This is a genomic window from Pyxidicoccus xibeiensis (assembly GCF_024198175.1).
Lineage (GTDB): Bacteria > Myxococcota > Myxococcia > Myxococcales > Myxococcaceae > Myxococcus > Myxococcus xibeiensis.
Genome location: NZ_JAJVKV010000008.1, coordinates 184321 through 205794, shown reverse-complemented (window position 1 = coordinate 205794; position 21474 = coordinate 184321). Strand labels below are relative to the sequence as shown.

The following is a 21474-nucleotide window of genomic DNA, read 5'->3' as shown; positions in this document are numbered from 1 at the left end:
CGACCATGTGGCCACAATGTCTACAGCTGATCGATTTTCCAGCCGCCGCCAAGCTATGCCGTGGGCTTGCGACCGGCAACCTCCCGGAACCAGGCAATGGTCTCCTTCAGACCCTCTTCCAGGGACACCTTCGGCTCCCAGCCCAGAAGCGTCCGGGCGCGGGTGATGTCCGGCTGACGCTGCTTGGGGTCGTCCTTGGGAAGCGGCTTCTCGATGATCTTCCCGCCCCCGCCGGCCGCCGCGCGCACGGCCTCCGCGAACTGGCGGATGGTCATCTCCCGCGGGTTGCCGATGTTCACCGGGTTGGGCTCGTCCGACAGCATCAGCCGCACCAGGCCGTCCACCAGGTCCTTCACGTAGCAGAACGAGCGCGTCTGGCTGCCGTCACCGAAGACGGTGAAGTCCTCGCCCTTGAGCGCCTGGCCCACGAAGGCCGGCACCACGCGGCCGTCCTTCAGGCGCATGCGCGGGCCGTAGGTGTTGAAGATGCGGACGATGCGCACCTGCACGCCCCGGCTGCGCCCGTAGGCCGCCGTGATCGCCTCCGCGTAGCGCTTGGCCTCGTCGTACACCGAGCGCGGGCCGATGGGGTTCACATTGCCCCAGTAGTCCTCGCGCTGCGGGTGGACGAGCGGGTCGCCGTACACCTCGGAGGTGGAGGCCATGAGGAACACGGCCTTGTTCGCTTCCGCCAACTTCAGCCCGTTCTCCGTGCCGATGGAGCCCACGCGCAGCGTCTCCAGCGGGAGCTCCGCGTAGTCGATGGGAGACGCGGGCGACGCCATGTTGAACACATAGTCGCAGGGGCCCTTCACGGGGATGCCCTCGACGATGTCCGCCTTGATGAACTCGAAGCCAGGGCGCCCGGTGAGCGTGCGCAGGTTCTCCTCGTTGCCCGTGATGAGGTTGTCCACCGCTACCACCGACGCCGCGCCATCATCCAGCAGCCGCTCGCACAGGTGCGACCCCACGAAGCCCGCCCCGCCGAGCACCACGACCCGCTTGCCACGCATGCTCTTCACGTCACGCCTCTCTCTCACAGCTCGTCGAAGGTCACCTGACCCGGGAGCTGAGCCTTGTACTTCTCCAGCACCAGATCGATGCCCTGGCGGATGTACTCGGCCACGGGCACCTTCGTCTTCTGGTTCAGCGCCTTGAGGAGCTCGTTCTGCTCCGGAGTGATGTAGATGGTGGTGCTGATCTTCTTTCGGGCCATGGCGATATGTGAAAATATATGAAGTGACGTGGCGCGCGAAAGCATCTCGTTCACGCGGCGCGGGCAAGGCGCCCCGCCCCTCCGGAAGCCCTGCATGTCCCTGAACAAACGGCTGTTTTTATTGGGTTTCCTGGCCACGGGAGCGCTGGCGGGCTGCTCGGGCGGCAAATCGGCGGAGCGCGGGGAGGCGCCGGAGAGCGCCGCGGACCGGGTCCGGGCGCGGGCGGAGGCCATCCAGCCGGAGCGCTCGGCCGACGAGAAGGTGACGGAGCAGGACGTCAACGGCGACGGCAATCCGGACGTCTGGACGTACACCGTGGGAGACCGGAAGGTCCGCCAGGAGCTGGACCTCAACTGGGACGGCCGCGTGGACCTCACGCGCTACTTCGACGCCACCGGGGCGCAGGTGCGCGAGACGCTGGACCTGGACTACGACGGCAAGGTGGACGCCACCTACTTCTTCGAGAAGGGCGTCAACACGCGCCGCGAGCGGGACGTCAACGGCGACGGCCGCGCGGACAGCTTCATCTACTACGAGCGCGGCGCGCTGGTGCGCAAGGAGCGCGACACCAACGCCGACGGGAAGGTGGACTACTGGGAGTACTGGGAAGGCGGACAGGTGGACCGCATCGGCGAGGACCTGGACGGGGACGGCACCGTGGACAAGTGGACCCGCAATCCGAACAACGCGGCCGCCGAGTAGGCACGGCGGTCCGCGCTGGCGCTTCGCGGGAGGTCCGGGCGACTACGGCTTGCTGGTGCCGGTGCGGCCGTACGCGTCCTCGAGCCGCACCACGTCGTCCAGCTCCGGGGTGCTGACCTCGAGGATGTCGCAGTCGGTCAGCGCCACCATGCGGTGCTTGGTGAGCGGCTTGATGTGGTAGCTCTCACCGGGGTTCATCTCCTTCTCGATGAGCCCCTGACCCTCGTCGACGACGAAGAGCAGCTTGCCGCTCTGGACGTGGATGGTCTCATCCTTGCGGTTGTGGAACTGCAGGCTGAGCTTGTGGCCCTGCTTCACGTGCAGGAGCTTGCCCACGTAGCGTTCGGTGTGAGCCCAGATGAGTTCGTGGCCCCAGGGCTTCTCCACCCGCTTCGTCGTCGTCATGATGCTTACCGTCTTCCTCGCCCCGCTCTAGTTCGTGCCGGCCACGAAGGCGTCGAGCTGGGTCTCACGCTTGAAGTCTGACAGATACCGGCTGGCCGCATCCTTGGAGGCGAAGCTGCCCATGCGGACGCGATACCACGTGCCCTTTCCGGGCACCTCGGCGGTCAGGATATAGGGGGCATAGCCCCTGTCGCGCAACCGGGCGGCGAAGCGGTCGGCCTCCTGCCGGTCCTGGAAGGCGGAGAGCTGCAGGGTGAAGGCCCCGCCCTTCACGGCCTGGGCAGGCGGCTGGGCGGCGCGGGCAATCGCCTCCTTCAGTCCCCCACCCTCCTTGTTGGTGGTGCGCGTGGGGACGGGTGCCACCTCCACCTTGCCGGACACCGGGACGGCCTTCGCGGCCACGGCCACCGGCGCCGCGGGCGTCGGAGCAGGAGCGGCGGCGGGCTTCGCGGCCGGAGCGGGCGGAGTCGGTGCCTCGGCGGCGACGACCTTCTCGGCCACATCCTCCTCGGGCTCCTCCGGGGGCAGCTCCCCCGTGTCCGGGTCCGGCGTGGGCGCGGGCGCCGTGGGACGCTGGGCGGTGGCCGACTCAGGCGCGGGCGCCGCCGGCTTCGCGGGCACCGGCGCCGGGGTAGGCGCCTTCGCGGTGGCCTTGGGGACGGGCGGGTTGAGGGGCTCGGCGGCGGCCTTGCGCGTCAGCTCGTCCTGGAAGGTGAGCGGCGAGTCGCGCTGCACGTCCTGGAGCGCCTGGGCGTTGGCGTCCAGCGCGGAGAGCAGGTCCGGGGAGTTGGCCGTCTGGACGTTGCCGGCCAGCTTCTTCCCGACGACGACGCCCAGCACGAAGACGGCCCCCATCACCACGATGCCGGCGATGAGCAGGCTGACGATCTGCCGGTTGTCCAGGGAGACGTCGAACTTCTCCTTCATCCGGTGGGCGTCACGCATGGCTTGGCAATCCTCGGGCGCGGACGCAGCGGGCAACACGAATCCGTGTTGCGGCCTGTAGCGTCGGCATGGAGGGCAAGGTACGCCCCACCCCTGGGCGGGTCAAATTCACGGAAGCGGAACCTCCTGGCCCTGTCAACCCGTCGCGGGCGTGGCGAAGGCGGACGCCGCGGCGAGGGGGGGCGGACTCAAGGCCGGTGCGGGCTCGGCGGGGGGTCCGAGCGGCCCGGGGACGGGCGCGGCCGCGGCGGCCGGCGGCGCGTTGAGGCGCTCGCGCAGCTCCTTGCCTGCGGCGAAGGACAGCGTCCGGCGCTCCGGCACGGCGACGCTCTGGCCCGTCTTCGGGTTGCGGCCGGTGCGCGCGCGGCGCGTCCGGATGGAGAAGACGCCGAAGCCCCGCAGCTCGATGCGCTTGCCTGCGACCAGCGCCTGGCACATGGACTCGAAGACGGCGTGGACGATGGCCTCCACCTCACGCCGGGGGACGTGCGGGGCACGCGCCACGATGCGCTCGATGAGCTCACTCCTCGTCATCGCACACCTCCCAAGCTCCCAGGGGGAACGGGGGACTCTACAGAAGGCGGGGCCGCCAGGACAAACCACCCTCTCCCACGTCTCAGCGCAGGCGGACGTCGGCGGGGCCTTCCACCTCGGTCTCCCGGCCGTCGGCGGACCGCAGCACCACCTCGGCGCCGTCCGGCACCAACAGACGCACAGTGCGTCCCAGCGGCACCTCCCGGTCCTCCAGCAGCACGGCGGTGGCCAGGTCGTCCGTCTCGGCCACCACGAAGCCGTCGTCCACGGTGGCCACCAGGCCCCCCTCCCCCAGGTCCCCGGCGTGGATGAAGGGCACCCGCGGGCGCAGCGGCGGCGGTGGCAGCGGCCGGTTCGGCCCCTCTGCCCTGGGCCCGGAGCCCAGCTTCTGCAGGCCGTTGGGCGTGAAGAAGGCCACGAAGTACTGGGACGAGCTGTACTCCCCGTCCTGTTGCAATGCCGATGCGGGTGTCACCTGGACGTTGGTGTAGCGCGCGGCGACCAGCCGCAGGGCGCGGGGCGCCTCCTGGAGTTGCCCCTCCTCCCAGCGGAGGGAAGGCAGGTTGACGCCGTGCAGCTTCGCCTCGTCCGCGTCGCCCACCTCCAGCGTGTCACCCTTCTCCAGGAAGCGCAGGCCGCCGCCGAAGTACTCCAGCACGGCGGGCCCGGTGGCGGACAGCTGCGCATCCGGGAGGAGCTGCGAGCCGACGGCGATGGGGCGATAGCCCTTGCCCTCCAGCCGCATCACGGGAGCGCCCGCCGCCAGCAGCCCGGCGATGGGCTTGTCCGAGCGCTCCTTGCAGCCAGCGGCGAGCCCCGCCACGGCGGCCACGAGCAGACCTCCCATCCAGCGCTGCGCCATGTGCGGCTCCCTCCTCGCGGCCCGCGTCAGACGATCCAACCGCCTCCGAGCACGCGGTCCTGATCGTAGACCACCGCGGCCTGTCCTGGAGTCACCGCGCGCGCGGGCGCGTCCAGCTTCACGGAGACGAGGCCGTGCGGGGAGATCTGCACGCGCCCCGGCGCCCCCGCGTGGCGGTGGCGGATGCGGACCTCCACGGCCTTCCCGGGCGGGGGCGGAGTGTCCACCCAGTGCGGCTGGAGGAGGCCGAAGGCGTCGCGGCCCGTGCCCTCGGCGGGGCCCACGACGACGCGGTGGGTCTCCGGCTCCAGGCGCTGGACGTAGCGCACCTCGCCTCCGCCCAGGTTGAGGCCCTTGCGCTGCCCCACGGTGTAGCGGTGGATGCCCTGGTGCTTGCCGAGCACCTGTCCCTCGGTGTCGACAATCTCGCCCGCGGGCTGCGGCCCGGCGACCTTCTCCACGAAGCCGGCATAGTCGCCGTCGGGCACGAAGCAGATCTCCATGCTCTCCGGCTTGTGGCTGGTGACCAGGCCATGGCGCTCGGCGACGGCGCGGACCTCGGCCTTCGTCAGGTGGCCCACGGGGAAGAGGATGTCGCGCAGCTCGTCCTGGCCGAGCGTGAAGAGGAAGTAGCTCTGGTCCTTCGCCGTATCCACGGCGCGGCGCAGGGCGTAGCGGCCGTCCACCTCCTCCACGCGGGCGTAGTGGCCGGTGGCCAGGCGGGCCCCGAGCGCACGGGCGCGCTTGAGCAGGAAGTTGAACTTCACGTCGCGGTTGCAGGCGACGCAGGGGATGGGCGTGCGACCGCCGAGGTAGGACTGGACGAACGGGTTGATGACCCGGTCCTGGAAGATCTCCTCGGCGTTGGCGACGTAGAAGGGAATCCCCAGCGACTGGGCCACGGCCCGCGCGTCATCGATATCGTCCGGGCTGCAGCAGCTCCCACACTTCGCCTTGCCCTCGTAGGACCAGACGCGCAGGGTGATGCCGATGACCTCGTGGCCCTGCTCCTTGAGCAGGGCGGCGGCGGCCGAGGAATCCACCCCGCCGCTCATGGCTACGACGACTCGCATGGTGCTCCTTCCTACACGCCCCCGCGTCCGGGCGCACGCGAGAGGACGCCCGGGCGGCTCCTTTCCCGACATGCGCACCGGCCGGCGGCGGGCCCGGACCGCCCGGGAAGGCGCCCGGCCGGAGGGCTGCCCCCTGTCCTACCAGGACGGACTGGGCCTCAGCGCCTCAGCGCGCGGTCCGGGCGTGCCACTCCTTCAGCACGCGCTTCAAGGTGTCGGCCGAGTTGAGGGACGGGTCATCGAGCACGGACTCCATGAGGAACCGGGTGGCCTCGCCGATGATGGGCGAGGGCCCCACCCCCAGGGTGGCCATGATGTCGGCGCCGGTGAGCGCCAGCTCCTTGGGAGTCAGCGGCGGCTTCGCGGCGGCGAGTGACTCCAGCCGGGTGAAGAGGGCCTCGACCTCGGACCGCCGCTGGGGCTCTCGCGCCTGGACCCGGGCGCGGGCCACGGCAATCAGCTGTGGCAGCTGGACCCACCCCACACGGGCCAGGAGCCGGCGGAGCGCGGCGTCCGGCTCCCCCACCCGCGTCTCCAGCTTCGCCTGCTCCACGAGGAGCGCGACGAGGTCGGCGACTTTATTCGGGAACTTCATGCGCAGGCAGATGTCTCGGGCCTGCGTGCGGTCCACCAGGTCAGAGAGCAGCGCCGCGAGCCGGACCTCGAGCTCCACGGGCGCGGCCTGCACGGCGGCGCGAGCCAGGCGCGCGGCCTCGGGCGTCGCACGCGCCAGCTCGGGAAGGAAGACGTCCAACAGGCCCGTGTCCGCGAGCAGCTCCAGTCCCAGCTCGGCACGGGGGGTCAGCAGCAGCTTCACCAGCTCGTCGTGGATGCGCTCGAAGGCGACCTTCCGGAAGACGGAGAGCGTGGCGGGAATGGCCGCCCGGGTGTCCGGGTCCAGTGAGAAGCCGAGCACCGCGGCGAAGCGCACCGCCCGGAGCGAGCGCAGGCCATCCTCGGAGAAGCGCTCCTGGGCCGAGCCCACGCAGCGGATGAGCTGGGCCTGGAGGTCCGTCTGACCGCCGAACGGGTCCACCAGCTCCCGGTCCACGGGGTTGTACGCCATGGCGTTCATGGTGAAGTCGCGCCGGGACAGGTCCTTGACGATGTCACGCTCGAAGGCGACGGAGCTGGGCCTGCGGCCGTCGTGGTAGTCGCCCTCGGAGCGGAACGTCGTCACCTCCACGTGGGTGCCGCCCTGCACGACGGTGACGGTGCCGTGCTGGATGCCGGTGGGGATGACCTTGCGGAAGGCGCGCTGGACCTCTTCAGGAAGCGCGCTGGTGGCCACGTCGAAGTCCTTCGGGGCCACGTTGTGCACCATGTCCCGGACGCAGCCTCCCACGAGGTACACGGCATGGCCCAGCTCGCGCAGCCGGCCGATGACGTCGAGCACGGGCTTGGGAATGTCGGCGTTGTGGAGGTTGGCAATCATCGGCGCGCGGATGCAGCAGGAGACGAGTGGGCCTCGACGGAGGCATCCCCGCGGCCTGCGCTCCTGGGCGCCACCGCGAGAGATGCCTGCGTTGTACCCGTCCCCTCTCCGGGATGCCAACCCTCGGGCCTCCCCGTGCCGGCGGCCCATGAAGCCCACCGAAGCGTAACGGCGAGACACTGGCAATCGAGCTGGGGGGACACCAGTATGTGAAGTCCTCCCCGTCGTTTCAGGGAGGCTCGCACGGGCCGGTGCGGAACCACATCCAGTCCAAGGAGTGTTCGTTGAGCCGGCCACCGTGGAGCGCGAGAGTCCTGGGTCTTCCCCGGTTGGAGGGGCCCGAGGGGCAGCAACTCAGATTGGAGCGACGGGCCGCGGCACTGCTGGCCTACCTGGGCCTGGAAGGTCCCTCCTCCAAGTCGTCCATCGCCAGCCTGCTGTGGCCGGATTCGCCCCCCGTCACCGTGCGCAACAACATGCGCCAGCTCCTGCGCCGCCTGCGCCTGCTCTGTGGCGGCGTGGAGCTGGTGGAAGCGGACTCCGAGCGGCTGGCCCTGGCGCCCATGTTGCAACTGGACGTCGCGAGCCTGCGAGCCGCCGCGGGGACGCATTCCTACGACGGCATCCTCGACCTCCTGCGGTCCGGGGGGAGTGGCGGGGCGCTGCTGTCCGGCTTCCACTTCGATGAATGCGAGGAGCTGGCGCGCTGGCTGGACGGTGCCCGCGCCGCCGTGGAGGGCTGGGTCCGCAACGCGCGTGAGGCGGAGATCCAACGGCATGTGGCGGACCATGCCTGGGCACCCGCGCTCGCCCTGGCCCAGGACTGGGTGCAGCAGGAACCCGAGTCCGAGCAGGCCGGCCGCCATCTCATCCGCCTGCACTACCTCCGGGGAGACCGCGGCGCGGCCCTCTCCGCCTTCGAGCGGCTGCGCGCGACGCTGTCCCACGACCTGGGTGTCAGCCCGATGCCAGACACCCTCTCGCTGGTCCGGCAGATCGAGAAGGGCTCGCAGGTGGCCCGCCCCGCCCCCGTCTCCCGTCCGGCGCTGCCCCTGACAGTCCTCCGTCCGCCGCTGCTCGCGGGACGGGAATCCGCCTGGAGGGAGCTCCAGGAAGGCTTCGACGCGGGACAGATGCTCTTCATCACCGGCGAGCCTGGCACTGGCAAGTCGCGCCTCGCCGAGGAGTTCGCGGCCGCGCAGGGCCGGTGGACGCGCAGCGAGGCTCGGCCTGGCGACCAGGACGTCCCCTTCGCCTCCCAGGCGCGGGCGTTCCGGATACAGCTGGCACGACGGCCCGACGTGACGCTGCCGGACCGCCTGCGCGCGGAGCTATCGCGCTTCGTTCCCGAGCTCGGCGACTCACGGCCCACTCCCCCACTCGTGTCCGAGGCCGACGAGCTGCGCTTCTTCGAGGCTCACGCGGAAGCGCTGCTCCTGTTGCTCGAAGGCGAGCAGGTCGTCGTCGTGGATGACGTGCAGTACTGGGACAATGCCAGTGCACGGCTGTTCATGTATGCCTTCACGCAGTACCGGGACCGCAGGGTGCCCATCCATCGGCTGCCCTGCTTCATCGACTGCTACCGCCGGGACGAGCTGCCCGCCTATTCGGAGGCCAACGTGCGCAAGCTCGTGGACGTGGGAGTGGCACGCGTCATCGACCTGAGCCCGCTCTCCATCGACGGCGTGCGCCAGCTGCTGGGGAGCCTGGAGCTGCCCGGGGCCGAGGCCCACACGGAAGCGCTGACCCGATACACGGGAGGCAACCCCCTCTACATCGTCGAGACACTCAAGCACCTCCTCGAGACGGACTCGCTCCACAAGGACTGGCCGCACCGGCTGCCGCCTCCGGGACGGGTGGGTCCGCTCATCCAGCGCCGGCTGGAGCGGCTGTCGGTGCTGGCGCTGCAGGTCGCCCAGCTCGCCGCATGTGCGGGTTCGAACTTCCGGGCCGCGCACATCCCCGAGGCGCTGGAGGTGAGCGCGGCGTCGAGTCATGCAGCGCTCTCCGAGCTGGAGGCCACGCAGCTCCTGGTGGGCGAGCGCTTCAGCCATGACCTGGTGCTGGAGACGGTGCAGGCGACCATCGGCAAGGCGGTGGGCCGGTTCCTTCACGGCCGGCTCGCGGCCGTGCTCGAGCGGGAGGGCACGCCGGCCAACCTGCTGGCCCACCACTGGCTGGAAGCGGGGCAGGAGGCGCGCGCCCTGCCCCACCTGTTCGCGGCGGCGCAGGCGGACGAGGAGCTTCGACTGCTGGAGCAGGCCGCGGACCACCATGCGCGCGCGGCGGCCATCCTGGAGGCGGCCGGACGGCACGAGGAGGCCGCGAGGACACGGGCCGCCGAGGTCCGGTGCCGGAGCAGGAAGGCGGCGCCCCCGGTGACGGAAGTGGGTAGCGAGCCCGAGGCCGCGCGACTCCCACCGGCTTGACCCGCCGAAGTGAGCCGGGTACGCCCGGGGGCACCATGTCCACTGCTCCTGCTCCCACCGTGTTCCTCCTTCCGGGCCTCTACAACTCGGGCCCGGAGCACTGGCAGACGTTCTGGGAGCGGGAGCGGACGGACTGCCGGCGCATCGAGCAGGCGGAGTGGAACACGCCGCGCAGGGAGGACTGGGTCGCCACGCTCGACAGGGCCATTGTGGGGGCGGGCCAGCCGGTGGTGCTCGTCGCGCACAGCCTGGCGTGCATCCTGGTGGCGCACTGGGCCGCATCGAAGCAGGCCCGGGTGCGCAACGTGAAGGGCGCCCTGCTCGTCGCGCCCAGTGATGTCGAGGCGCCTGACTTTCCCGCGGGGACGTCGGGCTTCGCGCCCATGCCCCGCCAGCCGCTGCCATTTCCCTCGGTGGTCGTGGCCAGCACCAACGACGCATACATCACGATGGAGCGCGTCACCGGGCTGGCCAGGGACTGGGGCTCGCGCCTCGTGAACGTGGGCGCGAAGGACCACCTGGGCAGCGCGGCGCGGCTGGGCACCTGGCCCGAAGGCCAGGTGCTGCTGGGCGAGCTGCTCGAAGGCCGAGCCTCCCGGTAGGACGGGCTTCAGTGCGCGGCCGTCATGCGCAACAGGATCCTTGTCTGTCCTGTGGTCGATACTACACTCAGCCGCTGGCCCGCTCCGAGGAACCAGCAGGTGATCCGCGGAGGGGCTCGAACTCGAGGGGGGAACCTGATGATGAAGCAGAAATTGATAGCGGTGGTGCTGGCAGTCCTCGTTGCCTCGCCCGCGTTCGCGGACGAGATCGACGACCGGGTCCGGACGGTTGACGACTCCCTCTCCCGCATCAAGGACAAGCTCGACGGCATCGTCTCGGATTCGAGCTCGAGCGACATCGACTCCGCCCTCGAATACTTGAACACGGTCAAGGAAAACGTCGAGAAGCTCAAGTCGCTCAATCCCCAGAACGATCCGGGGAAGTACATGGCCTCCTACTACCCGGACTGGATCTCCAAGTTCCGGGAGTCTGCGCAGGACCTGAAGCGGATGAAGGACGCCCAGGTGAAGGCGGACGAGTCGCGGCTCCACGAGCGCTGCTCCGAGGCCGACCGGAACTTGAAGTCGTTCATGCAGACGTTCGTCGACAAGAAGGACCCGAACGGGCTCCTCAAGATTCCGGACGAGGCCGAGAAGATCGGCCGCTCCTACAACGACGAATACCGTAAGCAGCAGGAAGTCCACAACGCGATGGACCGCTGGAAGAGCTCTGCGAAGAACTTCTCCGAGTCGCACCTCCGCTGGTCGGACGTGAAGAGCGAGCTCCATGACGGCGCCAACGATATCTGGGACCGCTGGACGCGCCGGATGGACGAGACGAAGTCGAAGTGCACCGAACTCGCGAAGGGCAAGGACTACGACGCCGTGAAGGAAGCGATGTCGAAGCTCGGCAACTTCGGGCAGGTCCGCACGGTGGTACGCAAGAAGATCGACGAGAAGCTGCAGACCATCGCCTCGAAGGTCAAGGACCTGGACTCCCGCAGCGGCGATGCGTCCTCCGAGCTCTCCGAGGCACTGCGCGCCGTGGAGGACGTGCTCGCCTTCCTGGGCGACCTGAAGGACATCCAGGGCGAGGACTCGGAGGCCCGCCAGCTCGCGGAGCGCTGGCCGGCCCACACCCGGTCGCTGAAGGAGGCCATCGAGTCGATTCGCAGGCTGAAGTCCGAGCAGAACGTCCTCGACGGGGACGTCCGCGATTGCCGGACGGACGAGACCCGGCTCCAGGAGACGATCCGCCGCTACGTCGGCAGCAAGGACGACCACGAGGAAGGTGTCGCGAAGCTCACCGAGCTGTCCGCCTCGCTCGGGAAGAAGTGGGCGGGAAAGAAGGCGGAGACCGACCGCCAGAAGGACACGATGGAGCGGCGCGTGGCGGCCACCAAGGCCTTCTCCTTCACGGAGGGGACCTGGTCGAGCATCAAGAGCAACCTCGACGCCTCCGCCGACAAGACTCTCGCCTACTGGAACGCCAGGCGCTCGGAGATCTACGAGAAGGACCCTTGCAAGAACCTCTTCCTCGGGGAGAAGAACCCCGACGTCGAGCGCGCGATGCAGGAGCTCAGCCGCTACAAGGGCGGCGTCGCCGAGAACTACCGCGCGATCATGAAGGACTTCCGGGAATGGGAGCGCGATGTCCTCGAGTTCCGGAAGACCGCGGAGCAGGACGCGCGGGAGGTTCGCGAGGCGTTCTGCAAGGAGTACGACTGGGAGCGGAAGGTGACGGAGATCGCGGACGGCTACTCCTCGAAGCTCAACAGTCAGTGGGGCTCGATCACCGGACGGTACGACCGGATGTTGAAGGCCGTCGACGTCCTCATCACGCAGAACAAGGTGAAGTCCGCTCCGAAGCTCAAGCGCGCCATCGTCTCGCGGATGGACAGCATCGAGAAGGTCAAGGAGGGACAGCTGCTCGGCTCGAACAATCCGAAGATCCGGGCGCACATCGAATACGGAAAGGCCGAGCACAAGCGCCGGCAGACCTCTTCGAGCTGTCCGCACGGGATCGAGATCTACATCGAGAGCACCTACTGCGATAATCCGAACCCGCGCTACAGGGGCTCCGGGTGCCGGATCGACTGCATCCGAGACTGCCAGGTCATCGAGATCAAGCCGGACAACATCGCCGAGATGGAGAAGGGCGACAGGCAGGGCGTCGAGTACACGAAGGCGCTGATCAAGAAGTACGAGAAGCTGGGCGACGCCATGTTCAAGGAGAGCGGCTACGGGAACCTCGCGGCCTGCGAGGACAAGAGCAACAAGCGGCTCAATCTCAAGAATTACTCCCTGCAGCCGTATCCGTTCTGCGCGGACCGCGACGAGAAGTTCTTCTCGTCGCTGCCCGCCATGCCGACCGACCAGCCGCCGGAGACCGCGGACGCTGGCTGAGCCCCCGGCCTTGAGGCGGGCGAGGAAGCGGGCGCCCCACCCCGCCCCATGACTGCGGCGGAGGTGGCCTTCTCGGCTGCCTCCGCCTTTGTCAGGTAGGCATCAGGATCGCGCTCGAAAGGGCCTGTTCCGCGCGGGCTTCGTTCCCGTTGCGCGGCTCCGGTCGCCTGCAATAACGCGCCCCGAAGACCCCGTAGCTCAGTTGGATAGAGCGGCGGTTTCCTAACCCTTGCAGGGCCCCTTGGTCCTCGGGTAGCGGCGGCTGAATCCCTGAGATTACTGGACGTGGGCGATCACCAGCGGCCGACCGATTACGGACCAATTGCGTACCGTTCCCCTCAAATGCGGGCGGAGCCAGTCGGAAGAACAGAGCCCACTGCTAGCCCCTAATCCCAGGTGGGACAGCCGCCTGAGCAGGCGTGTGCCCCAAGGGGCCTGCACAGCCCGTGCACCGACTCGGCGCTCGGCCCTGCTGGGCCCCCGTCAGCGGCCCTTCTCTGCCCCTCTGCCTGCAAGAAGTCCTCAATCTTGCCTATGCTCCACGTATGAGTCCACCTCGCCTCTCGGCAGCACTCGTCATCGCGATTGCTCTCCTCCTGGCCGCACCGCCAACTCATGGCCAAGGTAGTGGCCTAAGTTGGTCAACTACCCAGGAAGAACTCCTCAAAACACATCCATCGGCCCGGTGCATCCCGCCTCTCCTTTGTTCCTTGGAGGGTGGGCAACTCGGTGGCATGTACGTGTCGTTAGCACAGTTCTTCTTCGAGGGGGCAGCGTCCCAGAGCCGTCTGACGTTCGTTACCTATAGCCTTGAAGGGGCTCACGAGGTTGTTCGTGTGTTCCTCAAGACGATTCAGGAGAAGTACGGAGCGCCAGTGACGCTAGACGAAGCCCTCGCTCACTATGTCTACAGGACTGGTCCACCACAAACATTCTTTCGCAATAAGAAAATCAATACTCTCGTCGTCGTCGCATATTATCCGGAGCTTCTGCAAGCGAATGCTCCACTGATCCACGTGGCAGTTGATTATTACGACCTCTCGCATGTCACGGCGTCCTCCATCAAAGCAGCGAGAAAGCGAAAAGACGATCTCTAATACTTTCTTGCGCTGTTCTTTGCCCCGAGGGGAAGCCGCCGAAGGAGCTTGCTACGAGCTACACCTCAATGAATTTCGTCCCCATGGTCCCATGCTCTCCAATGCCTCCTTGCTCTCCTCGGAGACGATCCTCCAGACCACAGTAGTCCAAGTGCGGAACGCCTGCGTATCGTTCACCTTCATCGGGTGGTTCATGGGAGCTTGAGCGTGCCCTCACGCCACGCCTTGAGCGCGTACTCGGCTGGTGTCCGGATTCGCCCTGGACGGGCCGCAAGCTCCAACAGAACCGGTTCCCCTGCTCTGGTGCGAACTCAAGCGCGTGTGCCGCCACGCATGAACGGACGTTCTCGTTCTCGCTCTTCAACAGCGGGAGGAGATGGGGGGCCGTCGCTCGCATGCGAAGTTCACGGTAGGCGCTTGCAATCCTGTCGTGGGCCCGATTGGCAGCACGGTGATTCGCAGCGGCCAGCGCCTGTCCGTAGACTACCGCCGCCTGCTCGTACTCTTGGGCGAGTTCATCGACGCTCACCCCTTGGAGGTTGCGCAGCGTCATGCAGGGTCCAAGGCCCAGGTGCCGTTCTCCCAGTTCTTCAACACCTGGGCAGCCTCGAACGCAGCGAGCCCCTCCCCCCTCGCCGCTGCTTCCAACACCGCCTTGGATTCTGCCGTCCGATGGCGGAGCAGGCATGCGGCAGCTCCGACTCTCACATCCATGCGAGGATGCTCCAGCAGCACTGCAAGAGCATCCCGCCCCGCGTCTCCAACGGAGCGCAGTTTCTTGAAAGCAGAGATGTATCGTTCAGCGTGCTCATCTCCGGTGCTGGTATCCCCGCGAAAGATCGCATCGGTCTGCGCGGCTACGTTTCGGGCGAACTCCTCAACAAGCTCCTCAATGGTCATCGCCAGATTCCCTTCTTGATGTTCTCGATGGCCTGCAAGCCAAACTGACGCTGAGCCTCGAAGGACTGCGTGCTCAACCACTCTCGGACGGTCAGGTTCTCCGAGTTGGTGATAAAGAAGCGCTTTCGCGAGTAGAAGGCGCTGATCTGGGTGTGCAGCCCTTCTTCCAGCGGGATGACGTTCTCGGTGTTGTGCAGGGCATGAGGACCGAATCGCTCCACGTTGCCTGGCGTCTGCTCGACGATGTGGTGCCACTGCTTCCCCGGACCCGCTGGACCCAAAGCACTCTTGAAGCCGCTGAACGAGCCCCAGGACCTGAAGCCGGCAGGACTGACTCCCGCTGCGCCTCTCACGCCCCGGGCCGCCATGGCGACCGCCGTGGCAGGCAGGGAGACGATGACGGTGCTTCCTTCAACGGCTACCGCACTCACCTGCCCCACGTTCGCAAGGCTGATGCCCACCCGTGAGGCCCCGACTGCCGCTGCCTCCATGTAGCTGGGCAGCATCGCCAGCCGCGAGGCCAGCCACGCGGCGCCCCCGGTCATGCCCTGACTCACTACCACGGTGACCGCGAGCACGAAGACGCGCGCCACCTCCGGCCCCACCCGGTTCGCGAAGCGATGACCCGCCTGCTCCAACTCAATCCACGTCGTGGCCCGGTCGGTGGCCCGCTTCAGTTCCCGGCTCGCGTCCACCACCTCCAGGAACGTCTCCACTCCCAGGTAGATGAGCAGGACCGCCGAGACGATGGCCGCCACCTTGGTGAACACCGGCTCGGGATTCGCCGCCAGGACGGCCCAGGTGACGAGGCCCGTGGCGATGACGGTGTAGAAGAGCTGGGGCGCCAGGGTCTTCTCCACTGCCCGGGCGATGCTCTCCTTGAGGGGCTCCAGCGACAGCCCCAGGGCGACCCCCAGCTTGTCCCACTCGCCCAGGCCAGGCCCGATGTCGAGCAGGGAGAGGCAGTGGTCCCTGCGCTGGCCCGGCTCGCAGAGGCCGCTGAAGCTCTTGCGCATCAGGCGCCGCCATTGGGTGTCAGCACTGCTACCCGGGTGGGAGGCTCGCACCAGCAAACCTTGCTGAGGAGCACGGAGCGACAGGGGCACCTCCAGCACCAGCCGTGCGAGCGCCTCCTCGAATGCTCCCGCGTCCACCTTCACGGACCTGGTTGAGGAAGACGGCCTGTACTCCAGGGGCGAGCCCTGCCCCGTGTCGAGGCGGATGACACGCGGCGTGGCGCACGCATTGAGCAGGACGAGGAGCAGGAGCGTGACGCCCAGACGGGTTGCCATGAGACGCTTTCCAGCGCGAGGAGGGCTCCAATCTACGGGAAGGTCGCCCCAGGGACGATGACGTTCCGGCCCTCATCTTCAGCCTACAGAGGAAGGTGATGCGGCCCTGCCGCTGCACTGCGGGCGGCAGCGGCTGCAGACTCCACGGCCGCCTCCTCTTTTGTCAGGTAGGCGTCAGGGGCGCGCTCGAACAGGGGCATTTTTTCCACCCCCTCACGCTCGTTGCGCGCGTCGGTCCGCCTGCTATAACGCGCCATCACGACCCCGTAGCTCAGTTGGATAGAGCGGCGGTTTCCTAAACCGCAGGCCACAGGTTCGATTCCTGTCGGGGTCATCGCCCTGCTTCCCAAGTTCGCGGAAGCAGGGCTTTTTCTATATTTGCCCCTCCTGACGCGCTGTCCCGGTCGCGCCTTGCCCCCGAGCAATCAGGGGCTCCAGCCATACTGGGAAGGCCGCAAGCATCGTGTTCTGCAGGGCCTGCTTCGCAGTCAACTCGCGGACGGACAGGGACGACAATCTCCTGTGAACGCCGGCCACCGCACGCCGCGCCAGGGGGAGTCGCCACATGACCCGGATTTCCAAGAAGTCAGCACCGCCGCCTCCGCCCGAGGTGAAGGCACCGGAGCCCAGGAAGCAGAACGTCGCCAGGTCCGAGAGCACCCCGAGATCGACGGCCGCCGCGTCCGGCGACACCTTCGTTTCGTCGAAGGCGGACACCCGGCAACCCGTGGCGCTGGAGGTCCCACCACAGCGCGGGACTTCCGCCGCCCTGCAGGCGCAGGAAGTGGCGCAGGTGTCCGGCCCCGGTGAGGACGGCAAGGTGACGGTGCGCGTGGACGCGGGCACGACCGTGCTCTGGCCCCTGATGCTCGAGACGCGCAACCACATCGAGATTCGCGTCACGCCGCTGGACCTGGGGATTGCGCCGGAGCAGCTGCCCGCGGAGCTGGACCGCGCCATGGCGGAGAAGCTCGCGGACGACACGAACGCCTATGGCGCGGCAATGGAGGAGGCGGGCTACGCGTCGCTGGAGGAGTGGGCGAGGGACACGGGGTACTACGGCTCGCCGTCGCACGTGGCGTGGGCCGAGGCGGCCAGCGCGCGCACCGGCGGGCAGATTCCCGCCTCGTGGTGGATGAAGTTCGACCCATTCGGCGGCACCGCCGGCAATGGGTCCCACATCCTGCCGACGGGCCAGTACCCCGGCGCGGCGAGCCGCATCGCCATGGCCCACGACACGGACTGGGACCTGGGCCGCTACTTCGGCGTGGGGCCGCTGCAAGCGCTGCGCGGCGCACCGAACCCCGAGGACCTGGGGCCGCTGGGGCTGGACCCACGCCTGGGCGGCGAGCTGTACACCTCACCCTTTGGCCACCCCGACTGGGAGGTGACCTACGAAAGCGAGCCCATCCTCCCGGGCACCCGTCCGCCGCAGTACATCGCGTGAGGACGTGCGCGAGCGGGGGGATTCGGCTTGCGGCCGGCCCCCGTGCCGCTAGAGCCGCTGCGCATGCACCCACTCTGAAGCGTGGAACTGATTGATGGCCGAATAGACCGCGAGCCCAAGGCCCCGCGCCGCCTTGTCGAAGTCCAGGGCATTGTGCGCGAGGAACACGAGCACCGAGCCGTCGGTCGGATCTGCCTGCCACCAGCCTCCATATGCGCCGGGCCAGCCGACCGTTCCCACCCCACCCTTGCAAGGATTGACCGTGGCGGACTGGCGATCGAGCACGACCGCGACCCCAAGTCCGAACCCTTGTCCGGAGAAGGCGGGCAGCCCCATCATCGTTGCGCCTGCGATCTGTTCAGGCGTCAGCACGTTCGCGGTCATGCGGCGCAGGGTGCTGAGCTTCAGCAGGCGCAGGTCCCCGACCGCGCCGTCCTCCACGAACAGCCGTGCGAAGGTGAGGTAGTCGTCTGCAGTCGACCAGAGGCCCGCGCCTCCGGACACGAAGGTCGCGCCCGATGGACGACGCGGCAGGAAGGCAGGCTCTTCAGGCGGGTGGCTGTCTCGCCGTTCCAGCCGGCCTTCATCGTCGAACCCGTACATGGCGGCGACCCGCTCCCGCTTTCCCTCAGGGACGTCAAAGCCGGTGTCGTCCATCCCGAGCGGCGCGAAGATGCGCTGGCGCAGCACGTCCTCCAGCGGCGCGTCCTCCATGCGCGCGATCAGGAAGCCCAGCAGGTCGATCGAGACGCCATAGTGGAAGCCGCGGCCGGGCTGGTCGACGAGCGGCAAGCTCGCGAGCGCAGCCACCCACTCGTCCGCCGAACGATGGCTGTCAAGGTCGGCGCCCAGGGCTTCGCGGTATGCGCTCCGCAGGGGGCCTGAGTGGAACGCGCCGTAGGTGAACCCAGCGCGGTGCGAGAGCAGGTCCCCGAACGTGATCGGCCGCTCCGCGGGAACGGTGTCGTCCAGCGATCCGTCCGGCGTGGACAGCACGCGCATGTCCCGGAACTCCGGCGCCCACCCGGTGATCGGGTCCTCCAGCTCGAAGCGACCTTCGTCGTGCAGCATGAGCGCGGCGACCGCGGTCACCGGCTTGGTCAGCGATGCAATTCGAAACAGGGCGTCTCGCCTCATCGGCGACCGGCCATCCAGGTCTCGCCATCCGGACACCAGCTGGCCGGCGACCCGGCCGTTTCTCCAGGCCAGGCCAACCGCCCCGGCGAGCTGACCTGCGGCGACGAGGGCGTCGATGTCGTTCTGGGCGGGATGGACGCTGTTCATGCCCTACGAATAATATAATGCCGTTATAAAATAAAGTCGGTATTTTCTCCGGAGTGAAGTCAGAGACGCAGCGAGGCAGTCCGAAGGGCGACAAGCGGGCACGGACGCGGGCACGCCTGCTCGATGCGGCCCTGGAGCTCACCCGCGAGAAGGGGTTCGAGCAGACGACGATGCAGGAGATCGCCCACCGCGCTGGCGTGAGCACGGGGTCGATCTACGGCAACTTCCGTAACCGCGACGAGCTGTTCATGGCGCTGGCGGAGCGTCAGTGGGCGCCTGTTGTTCCGGAGCTCCGGCCGGGCGCATCCTTCGCAGAGCTGATGGACGCTGTGGCTGCGGCCACCCTCGCGGCGATGCCGCATCGGCAGCCTGCGGCGGTCGGAGCCTTGACGTTCCGAGCCTACGCCCTTCGCCACGAGGACGTGCGGGCGAGGTTCCGCGACGTCATGGCCGCCGGCTATGACGCTGGCGCGGCCTGGCTCCTGTCGATGTTCGACGAGCAAGACCTGCCGATGCCGCCCGACGTTCTCGTCCGCGTCATCAACTCGCTCGTGGAAGGGCTCACCTTCCAGCGCATCCTCACACCGGAGTTGATTTCGGATGAGGTGGTCTACGAGGCGTTCAGGGCATTGGCCCGGCCGTCTGGCGGGAGCGATCCCTAGTGTAGCGCCGCCTGTCACAACCGCACGTGAGCTGTGACACTCCATGCCACAACCGCGCGTCCGGACCTGTCGCGGACGACGGAGCCACGTGAAGGATTCCTGGCACAGCAAGTGAACGCGCAAGCCCACCCTTCCGGGAATTCCCTTGAGAAGGTGTCAGGAGCAATTGATGCGTTCGTTTCGCCGTTGGGCCCACTCCAGTGTCATCACGATGTTCGTCCTCGCCCTCCCACTGTCCCAGGCCCAGGCGCAGGACTGCGTCCAGTTCTCGGGGCTGACGCACTGCGCGGTGGGCGGCGCGAGGCTGATGGTCCAGGGCAAGGAACTCACCGCCCATGTGAGCGACACGTCCGGCATGGACGGCGTGGCCATCGAGACGCTGGGTGCGAAGACCTGGAGCGCGGGGCAGACCTGCGACCCCTCGGGCACGGGTGAGGACATCACCGTGACGACGTTCGAGGCGGGCGGCAAGGTGGTTGCCACCTCCACCGTCACGGAGCGGAGCGATGAGCAGACCTTCGCTGCCACCTTCGTCGACGCGGACGGCGAGCCGACCACCTTTTCAGCGTTTCTGTACTCGAAGGGAAAGCTCGTGGACTCCGTGAGGGGCCTGCCCAGCGGCACCATCGCGGCCCAGTCGGTCAGCCACTCCCTCCGCCCGACCTGCACGACGGTGAGCCGCGAGCTGTGCTACCAGATGTGCATCGGCGGCGGCGGCCCACTCGCCTGCCCCCACTGTGAAATCCCGTGCCGCCGGGACGCCGGCAATGTGCTGACGCTCAGCAACGGCGCGATTCCCCACCTCAGCATGTCTTTCAAGTCGCCATCCAATGGCGTCACGCTGGGGCATGCCGTCAAGCTCTCGGAGCCCGTCGTCGGCGATGAGCTGGTGCTGATCGCAGACGCCCCGAGCGCTGGCGCCGCGCAGGACGTGGACGTCGTCACCGTGCAGAGCACGGCGAAGAACGTCACGCTCTCCGGCGAAAGCACGACGCACAGGTAGTCTTCCACCTACCGGCCGCCCCGCATCCTCGGACGTGGAGGGGCGGCCCGGTTCAGCTCAAACCCGAGGCTGGGAATCAGCCAGTCAGCCTCGCGGCCCCCGACGCTCGGCATGGAGACGGGCCCCAGGTCCGCAACGAGCGTCGGCAGCGACTCGATTTCGGCGCGCGTGGTGTTGAAGACTGGAGGATGACTGGACTGGAGGAGTCAGGCCGGAGCGTCCTCGGGCGTCATGCGAGGGTCCTCTTCGCCCGCCTCCGGCCCCGCCATGCGCTTCCGTCCCTACGCCAAGATGTCCTCCGCTGGTGAGGCGAGAGCCCAGCCCAGCCCCGGCGGTACGTGGGTGGCCCTGGAGAAGCTCCACGGCGCCCAGCTCGTGCTGGCCGTCCAGCGAGGCCAGGTGCACTTCGGCAAGCGCAAGGCCTGGCTGACCGACGAGGACCCCTTCTTCGGCTGGCAGTTGCTGCGCGCACAACTGGGCGACGCTGCCCGGCGGATGGCCCGTGCCGTGGGGACGGAGGACTCCACTGTCTACCTCTACGGCGAGCTGCTCGGCGGCCACTACCCGCACCCGGACGTGCCCGCCGTGCCGGGGATGTCACCTGTGCAGACGGGCATCTGGTACGCGCCGGACCTGCACTGGGTGCCGTTCGACATGCTCGTGGCCCGCTCGGACGAGGACGCGGGCGTGCTGGTGGCCCACGGAGACCTGGAGGCCCTCGCGCACGAGGCGGGACTGCTGACCCCGCCTGTCCTACGCCGAGGCACGCGCTCCGACCTCGAAGGGGTGCCCACGCGCGCGCAGACCCGCTTCCCCTCCCTGCTCGGGCTGCCCCCCATCGCCGGCAACGTGGCCGAGGGCCTGGTCATCAAGTCCGAGCTGCGCACCACTCCCAGCCAGCGCGCCGCCTTCAAACGGAAGATCGAGGAGTTCGACGAGGCCCGGTTCGACGAGAGCGCGGCGTGGGACCCGAACCAGCGGCTGTCGCTCCCTGCGCTCATGGCCTGGACCGAGCGCCTGGTGAACCCGGCGCGCATCGCCAGCGCGCTGTCGAAGTGGGGACGGAGCGACGCCGGACAGGTGCTCGACGAGGTGGTGCTGGACGTGCGGGTGGACCTGGAGCTGGCCTTTCCCCTCGCGTGCCGCTCGCTCGACCCCGCGGACGAGGAGCGGCTGTCGGCCCACATCCGCGAGCGCGCCGTGCCGCTCGTCCAGGCGGTGGCCGGCGAGCGCTGATGC

General features: G+C 68.3%; 20 protein-coding genes and 1 tRNA gene. 10 read left to right on the top strand and 11 right to left on the bottom strand.

Annotated features, from left to right (window positions below):
* Nucleotides 1-53 precede the first annotated feature (53 nt).
* Nucleotides 54-1013 (bottom strand): UDP-glucuronic acid decarboxylase family protein, encoded by a 960-nt coding sequence (locus LXT23_RS32005; RefSeq protein ID WP_253984330.1) that lies wholly within the window; start codon nucleotides 1011-1013, stop codon nucleotides 54-56.
* 23 nt (nucleotides 1014-1036) lie between these two features.
* Nucleotides 1037-1216: a ribbon-helix-helix domain-containing protein gene (locus tag LXT23_RS32000; RefSeq protein WP_164020058.1), complete on the bottom strand. Its 180-nt coding sequence runs from the start codon at nucleotides 1214-1216 to the stop codon at nucleotides 1037-1039.
* 94 nt (nucleotides 1217-1310) lie between these two features.
* Here LXT23_RS32000 and LXT23_RS31995 point away from each other — a divergent pair, with 94 nt between their 5' ends.
* A complete protein-coding gene (locus LXT23_RS31995; RefSeq protein ID WP_253984166.1) occupies nucleotides 1311-1919 on the top strand; it encodes a hypothetical protein in 609 nt (202 codons plus the stop codon).
* 42 nt (nucleotides 1920-1961) lie between these two features.
* Here LXT23_RS31995 and LXT23_RS31990 read toward each other — a convergent pair whose 3' ends face one another.
* The 6 genes from LXT23_RS31990 to LXT23_RS31965 form a co-directional block, all read right to left on the bottom strand.
* Nucleotides 1962-2324, bottom strand: a complete 363-nt coding sequence (locus tag LXT23_RS31990) for a cupin domain-containing protein (protein WP_253984165.1) — start codon at nucleotides 2322-2324, stop codon at nucleotides 1962-1964.
* 27 nt (nucleotides 2325-2351) lie between these two features.
* Nucleotides 2352-3269 carry an SPOR domain-containing protein gene (locus tag LXT23_RS31985; RefSeq protein WP_253984164.1) on the bottom strand — a complete coding sequence of 306 codons (918 nt, stop codon included), beginning with the start codon at nucleotides 3267-3269 and terminating at the stop codon, nucleotides 2352-2354.
* A 135-nt stretch (nucleotides 3270-3404) separates the two neighbouring features.
* On the bottom strand, nucleotides 3405-3803 hold the full coding sequence (locus LXT23_RS31980; RefSeq protein ID WP_253984163.1) for an integration host factor subunit beta: 399 nt from the start codon (nucleotides 3801-3803) through the stop codon (nucleotides 3405-3407).
* Between the two features lie 82 nt (nucleotides 3804-3885).
* Nucleotides 3886-4665, bottom strand: coding sequence for a hypothetical protein (locus LXT23_RS31975; protein WP_253984162.1), 780 nt, complete (start codon nucleotides 4663-4665; stop codon nucleotides 3886-3888).
* A 26-nt stretch (nucleotides 4666-4691) separates the two neighbouring features.
* Nucleotides 4692-5738, bottom strand: a complete 1047-nt coding sequence (mnmA, locus tag LXT23_RS31970) for a tRNA 2-thiouridine(34) synthase MnmA (RefSeq protein ID WP_253984161.1) — start codon at nucleotides 5736-5738, stop codon at nucleotides 4692-4694.
* Nucleotides 5739-5904: 166 nt separating this feature from the next.
* Nucleotides 5905-7173: a CCA tRNA nucleotidyltransferase gene (locus LXT23_RS31965; RefSeq protein ID WP_253984160.1), complete on the bottom strand. Its 1269-nt coding sequence runs from the start codon at nucleotides 7171-7173 to the stop codon at nucleotides 5905-5907.
* Between the two features lie 359 nt (nucleotides 7174-7532).
* Between LXT23_RS31965 and LXT23_RS31960 the strand changes: the two genes are divergently transcribed.
* The 4 genes from LXT23_RS31960 to LXT23_RS31945 all read left to right on the top strand — a co-directional run bounded on the left by LXT23_RS31960 (nucleotide 7533) and on the right by LXT23_RS31945 (nucleotide 13647).
* Complete coding sequence (locus LXT23_RS31960; protein WP_253984159.1) at nucleotides 7533-9602, top strand: AAA family ATPase; 2070 nt, start codon at nucleotides 7533-7535, stop codon at nucleotides 9600-9602.
* A 35-nt stretch (nucleotides 9603-9637) separates the two neighbouring features.
* Entirely contained in the window at nucleotides 9638-10204 is a 567-nt protein-coding gene (locus LXT23_RS31955; RefSeq protein WP_253984158.1) for an RBBP9/YdeN family alpha/beta hydrolase, read from the top strand.
* Between the two features lie 24 nt (nucleotides 10205-10228).
* A complete protein-coding gene (locus LXT23_RS31950; protein ID WP_253984157.1) occupies nucleotides 10229-12550 on the top strand; it encodes a hypothetical protein in 2322 nt (773 codons plus the stop codon).
* A gap of 836 nt (nucleotides 12551-13386) precedes the next feature.
* A complete protein-coding gene (locus LXT23_RS31945) occupies nucleotides 13387-13647 on the top strand; it encodes a hypothetical protein (protein WP_253984156.1) in 261 nt (86 codons plus the stop codon).
* A 549-nt stretch (nucleotides 13648-14196) separates the two neighbouring features.
* Here LXT23_RS31945 and LXT23_RS31940 read toward each other — a convergent pair.
* Both LXT23_RS31940 and sitA5 read right to left on the bottom strand, forming a co-directional pair.
* On the bottom strand, nucleotides 14197-14547 hold the full coding sequence (locus LXT23_RS31940; RefSeq protein WP_253984155.1) for a DUF2019 domain-containing protein: 351 nt from the start codon (nucleotides 14545-14547) through the stop codon (nucleotides 14197-14199).
* Complete coding sequence (sitA5, locus tag LXT23_RS31935) at nucleotides 14544-15839, bottom strand: SitA5 family polymorphic toxin (RefSeq protein WP_253984154.1); 1296 nt, start codon at nucleotides 15837-15839, stop codon at nucleotides 14544-14546. The genes LXT23_RS31940 and sitA5 overlap by 4 nt, the downstream gene beginning before the upstream one ends.
* 260 nt (nucleotides 15840-16099) lie before the next feature.
* Between sitA5 and LXT23_RS31930 the strand changes: the two genes are divergently transcribed.
* Both LXT23_RS31930 and LXT23_RS31925 read left to right on the top strand, forming a co-directional pair.
* Nucleotides 16100-16173: transfer RNA gene (locus LXT23_RS31930), tRNA-Arg, on the top strand.
* 231 nt (nucleotides 16174-16404) lie between these two features.
* Nucleotides 16405-17286 carry a hypothetical protein gene (locus LXT23_RS31925; RefSeq protein WP_253984153.1) on the top strand — a complete coding sequence of 294 codons (882 nt, stop codon included), beginning with the start codon at nucleotides 16405-16407 and terminating at the stop codon, nucleotides 17284-17286.
* Between the two features lie 48 nt (nucleotides 17287-17334).
* On the opposite strand, the gene LXT23_RS31920 is transcribed toward LXT23_RS31925, so the two are convergent.
* Nucleotides 17335-18570 (bottom strand): serine hydrolase domain-containing protein, encoded by a 1236-nt coding sequence (locus tag LXT23_RS31920; RefSeq protein ID WP_253984152.1) that lies wholly within the window; start codon nucleotides 18568-18570, stop codon nucleotides 17335-17337.
* Between the two features lie 53 nt (nucleotides 18571-18623).
* On the opposite strand from LXT23_RS31920, the gene LXT23_RS31915 reads away from it, so the two are divergent.
* From LXT23_RS31915 to LXT23_RS31905, 3 genes are all read left to right on the top strand, one after another.
* Nucleotides 18624-19232, top strand: a complete 609-nt coding sequence (locus LXT23_RS31915) for a TetR/AcrR family transcriptional regulator (protein ID WP_253984151.1) — start codon at nucleotides 18624-18626, stop codon at nucleotides 19230-19232.
* 169 nt (nucleotides 19233-19401) lie between these two features.
* On the top strand, nucleotides 19402-20235 hold the full coding sequence (locus LXT23_RS31910) for a hypothetical protein (RefSeq protein WP_253984150.1): 834 nt from the start codon (nucleotides 19402-19404) through the stop codon (nucleotides 20233-20235).
* Nucleotides 20236-20466: 231 nt separating this feature from the next.
* Nucleotides 20467-21471, top strand: a complete 1005-nt coding sequence (locus LXT23_RS31905; RefSeq protein WP_253984149.1) for an RNA ligase family protein — start codon at nucleotides 20467-20469, stop codon at nucleotides 21469-21471.
* Nucleotides 21472-21474 lie beyond the last annotated feature (3 nt).

Bases quoted from the DNA above. Each gene is read 5' to 3' on its own strand.
- LXT23_RS32005 (WP_253984330.1), bottom strand. From the start codon at position 1,013: ATGCGTGGCAAGCGGGTCGTGGTGCTCGGCGGGGCGGGCTTCGTGGGG.
- LXT23_RS32000 (WP_164020058.1), bottom strand. From the start codon at position 1,216: ATGGCCCGAAAGAAGATCAGCACCACCATCTACATCACTCCGGAGCAG.
- LXT23_RS31995 (WP_253984166.1), top strand. From the start codon at position 1,311: ATGTCCCTGAACAAACGGCTGTTTTTATTGGGTTTCCTGGCCACGGGA.
- LXT23_RS31990 (WP_253984165.1), bottom strand. From the start codon at position 2,324: ATGACGACGACGAAGCGGGTGGAGAAGCCCTGGGGCCACGAACTCATC.
- LXT23_RS31985 (WP_253984164.1), bottom strand. From the start codon at position 3,269: ATGCGTGACGCCCACCGGATGAAGGAGAAGTTCGACGTCTCCCTGGAC.
- LXT23_RS31980 (WP_253984163.1), bottom strand. From the start codon at position 3,803: ATGACGAGGAGTGAGCTCATCGAGCGCATCGTGGCGCGTGCCCCGCAC.
- LXT23_RS31975 (WP_253984162.1), bottom strand. From the start codon at position 4,665: ATGGCGCAGCGCTGGATGGGAGGTCTGCTCGTGGCCGCCGTGGCGGGG.
- mnmA (WP_253984161.1), bottom strand. From the start codon at position 5,738: ATGCGAGTCGTCGTAGCCATGAGCGGCGGGGTGGATTCCTCGGCCGCC.
- LXT23_RS31965 (WP_253984160.1), bottom strand. From the start codon at position 7,173: ATGATTGCCAACCTCCACAACGCCGACATTCCCAAGCCCGTGCTCGAC.
- LXT23_RS31955 (WP_253984158.1), top strand. From the start codon at position 9,638: ATGTCCACTGCTCCTGCTCCCACCGTGTTCCTCCTTCCGGGCCTCTAC.
- LXT23_RS31950 (WP_253984157.1), top strand. From the start codon at position 10,229: ATGCGCAACAGGATCCTTGTCTGTCCTGTGGTCGATACTACACTCAGC.
- LXT23_RS31940 (WP_253984155.1), bottom strand. From the start codon at position 14,547: ATGACCATTGAGGAGCTTGTTGAGGAGTTCGCCCGAAACGTAGCCGCG.
- sitA5 (WP_253984154.1), bottom strand. From the start codon at position 15,839: ATGGCAACCCGTCTGGGCGTCACGCTCCTGCTCCTCGTCCTGCTCAAT.
- LXT23_RS31925 (WP_253984153.1), top strand. From the start codon at position 16,405: ATGACCCGGATTTCCAAGAAGTCAGCACCGCCGCCTCCGCCCGAGGTG.
- LXT23_RS31920 (WP_253984152.1), bottom strand. From the start codon at position 18,570: ATGAACAGCGTCCATCCCGCCCAGAACGACATCGACGCCCTCGTCGCC.
- LXT23_RS31910 (WP_253984150.1), top strand. From the start codon at position 19,402: ATGCGTTCGTTTCGCCGTTGGGCCCACTCCAGTGTCATCACGATGTTC.
- LXT23_RS31905 (WP_253984149.1), top strand. From the start codon at position 20,467: ATGCGAGGGTCCTCTTCGCCCGCCTCCGGCCCCGCCATGCGCTTCCGT.